Here is a 3,522-nt window from a genome sequence, read left to right on the forward strand (position 1 = left end):
CCTCGACGACAACGACTTCACCAAGCTCATCGCCGCATACAACGCTACACCGAGAAAATGCCTTGACTGGAAAACCCCAGCCGAAGCCTTCTCTCAACACCTGTTGCACTTCAAACGAGAGTCCACCTCCCGGCCTGCGCCGGGATGACATCGAGCCCGCGGCACCGGCAGGGACACTCCCACATCTAGTTCACTCACCGGGTCATCCCCGCGAAAGCGGGAATCTCCGTTTGCTCCTCTCGGTTTGCGTGAGTGGATCGATCGCAAACGAGGGTTCCCGCTTTCGCGGGAATGACCCCGTGGGTGGGGCAATACCCCCCACCCCAACCTCAAGTGTGGGGCACCATTGTGCCACCCCCACCGCGGTCACCCCGGCGGAGGCCGGGGCCCATCCTGAGATGCATCCCGATCACGGTGCGTATGCAAAGTGCCGGGTCCCGGCCTGCGCCGGGATGACTTCGAGCTTGCGGTACTCGCCTCGCCCTCACTACGGGCGGAAGGCAGGTCCGCGCCTAGCCTCCCAGCCCGTATTGCCTGTGCTCCAGCGCCGTCATCACGCCACGCAGCTCGGCGAGCCCCTTGAGACGGCCGATGGTCGGGTACCCCGGCTGCGCCCGCCTCGGCAGATCGTCTAGGATGTCCTGCCCGTGATCGGGGCGCATCGGGATCTGCGCGTCGGCGCGCCCCTCGGCCTTGCGGCGGGACTCCTCGCGCAGGATGGCCGCGATCAGCGCCACCATGTCGGTGTCACCCGCCAAGTGCTCCGCCTCGAAGAACGAGCCGGCGATCGCACCGGTGTCGCGCTTGACGTTGCGCAGGTGCAGGAAGTGCACCTTGGGCCCGAACTCGTCCATCATCGCCGGCACGTCATTGTCCGGCCGTGCGCCGAGCGAGCCCGAGCACAGCGTCATGCCGTTCGACGGACTGTCGACGGCATCGAGGATGTACCGGTAGTCGGCCGCCGTCGACATGATGCGCGGCAGCCCGAGCAGCGGGAACGGCGGATCGTCCGGATGGCAGCAGAGCCGCACCCCGACCTCCTCGGCGACGGGGACGACCTCGGAGAGGAAGTCGACGAAGTGCCGGCGCAGCCGGTCGGGCGAAATGCCGGCATATTCGGCCAGGTGCGCCCGTACATCCTCGAGCGTCATGCTCTCGGTCGAGCCGGGCAGCCCCATGGTGACGTTACGGGCGAGCTGCTTCCGGCCGGCGTCGTCGAGCGCGGCGTGGCGGCGCGCGGCCTCCGCCACCACCTCGGGGGCGAAGGCCTCGCTCGCCCCGGGGCGCTCGAGGATATGGATCTCGAAGGCGGCGAAGTCGTTGATGTCGAAACGCATGCAGGAGGCGCCGTTCGGCAGCGGCCAGCGCAGGTCCGTCCGCGTCCAGTCCAGCACCGGCATGAAGTTGTAGCAGACGACATCGAGCCCGGCGGCCGCGACGTTCCTGAGGCTCTGCTTGTAGTTGGCGACGTGCTCGCGCCAGTTGCCCTTCTGCTTCTTGATGTCCTCCGAGACCGGCAGGCTCTCGATCACCTGCCACTCGATGCCGGACTGACGGCCGTCGGTCATCACCCTGATCTGCTGCTGGCGCCTGCCGATTTCCTCGGCAGACCAGACGACCCCGTTGGGGACATGGTGGAGCGCCGAGACGATGCCGGTGGCGCCGGCCTGCACCACGTCGTCGATCTTGGCGAGATCAGCCGGACCGAACCAGCGCCAGGTTTGCTTCATGATCGGTGGTCTCCCCGCCCCCGCTTGTCGTGACTGCCCGGAGCTATGCCGCCGCGCAGAGACAAGTCAACCGTCACCCCATGGCCGTGGCGAGGAGTGCGCGATAGTCGGCCGCGGCGGCGACGCGCGGGTTGGTGGCGTGGCTGTGATCGGCCAGGGCCCGCTCGACGACCCAGTCGAAGTGATCCTCGCGCACCCCCATGACCCCGAGGCCGGCCGGAATCCGCAGCCGACGGTTGAGCGCGTCGAGTTCGTCGGCGAGATCGGCCTCGGGCGGCAGGCCCATCGCCGCCAGAAGGCGGGCTGATTTCTCCCCGATCTCGGGGGCGTTGAAGCGCAGCACCGGCGGCATCAGCACGGCGTTGAGCGTACCATGGTGCAGCGATACGTCCTTGAGGCCGCCAAGCGCATGGCTGAGCGCATGCACCGCCCCGAGCCCCTTCTGGAAGGCGAGGCCGCCCATCAGCGCCCCCATCAGCATTTCGCTACGGGCGGCCAGATTGCGGCCATCGGCGAAGGCCAGCTCGAGATTGCGCCAGATCCGCCCCGCGCCATCGAGCGCGATCGCCTCGGCGGGCGGGTTGAAGCGCGGCGAGCACAGCGTCTCGATGCAGTGGCTCAGGGCATCGAGCCCGGTGGCGGCGGTGAGGCCCGGCGGCAGGCCGAGCGTCAGTTCCGGATCGGAGATGGCGCGCCGGGGGATGAGGTGGGGCGAGATGAAGCCGAGCTTGCGGCCGTCATCCAGAGTGAGGAGCGCCGCCCGGCCGACCTCGGCGCCGGTACCGGCGGTGGTCGGGATGGCGATCAGCGGCGCAACCGGACCGATGCGGTCGAGGCCGCCATAGATCATGGCGTACTGCTCGAGCGGGGCCGGGTGGGTGACGAGCAGGGCCACCCCCTTGGCGAGATCGATCGGCGACCCGCCGCCGATGGCGACGATGCCGTCGCAGCCATCGGCACGATACTGCGATGCGGCCGCCAGCACCGCCGCCTCGGTCGGGTTTGGTGGTGTATCGAGAAAGAGGGGCGTGCCGGCCGGGAGGTGTTCGAGAGCCCTCGCGACGAGCCCTGCTGCCAGCACGCCCTGATCGGCGACCAGGAGCGGTCGCCGCATGCCGAACTCGCCGATGGCACCCGCCAGGCTCGCGATCGCGCCCGGGCCAAACTCGATGCCGGTGAGGTAGGCAATTCTGCTCATTGGCGTCTTCTCCCTGGGGCCGATGCCAACGATACTATGTGTTTTTCCGCCCCCGGACAGCCCGAGAGGCGCCGGACCTCACAGCCGTCCATGGCGGGCGTAGATCTCGGCGGCATCGCCACCGTTGCGGATGTCTTCGCGCATCTGTTCTTCATGGCCGCCGAGTTCCTCGGCCCGCCGCAGGACCTCCTCGACGCGGCCGGCGGGGATCGCCAGCACGCCGTCCATGTCGGCAAAGACCCAGTCGCCCGGATTGACCCGCACCTGCGCGCTCAGCGCCCCGGCGATCGCGATCGGCTCCTCGATCGCCCGGATGCGGGTCCGCCCCCGCGACTCGATGGGGCTCAGATAGCGGCTGAACACCGGCCACTCGTCCATCTGCAGCAGCAGCGCGCCGTCGCGCACCCCGCCATCGACCACGACGCCGGAGGCGCCGTGCGCCTGGGCCGAGAGGCTCATCAGCTCGCCCCAGTGACCGGCCCGGTTCTCGCCGCCGGACGAGACCAGCACCACGCAGCCGCGATACATGCGGCGGAAGAAGGTACGACGAGTCACCTCGTCATTGTCGTATTCCCAGTCGACCCGCACATCGGC

At 68.8% G+C, this 3,522-nt stretch carries 3 protein-coding genes; all 3 read right to left on the reverse strand.

The genetic code is table 11. From position 1 onward, the window contains the following. Window positions 1-512: 512 nt before the first annotated feature. A complete protein-coding gene (uxuA, locus tag ACE3TU_RS20360) occupies window positions 513-1,730 on the reverse strand; it encodes a mannonate dehydratase (protein ID WP_374627575.1) in 1,218 nt (405 codons plus the stop codon). 73 nt (window positions 1,731-1,803) lie between these two features. After that, window positions 1,804-2,928 (reverse strand): iron-containing alcohol dehydrogenase, encoded by a 1,125-nt coding sequence (locus tag ACE3TU_RS20365; protein WP_374627577.1) that lies wholly within the window; start codon window positions 2,926-2,928, stop codon window positions 1,804-1,806. A gap of 78 nt (window positions 2,929-3,006) precedes the next feature. Continuing rightward, the coding region (locus ACE3TU_RS20370) for an RraA family protein (RefSeq protein WP_374627579.1) at window positions 3,007-3,522 on the reverse strand (516 nt) is incomplete at its 5' end.

The sequence above is a fragment of the Devosia sp. genome (genome assembly GCF_041917035.1).
In the GTDB taxonomy this organism is placed as follows: domain Bacteria; phylum Pseudomonadota; class Alphaproteobacteria; order Rhizobiales; family Devosiaceae; genus Devosia_A.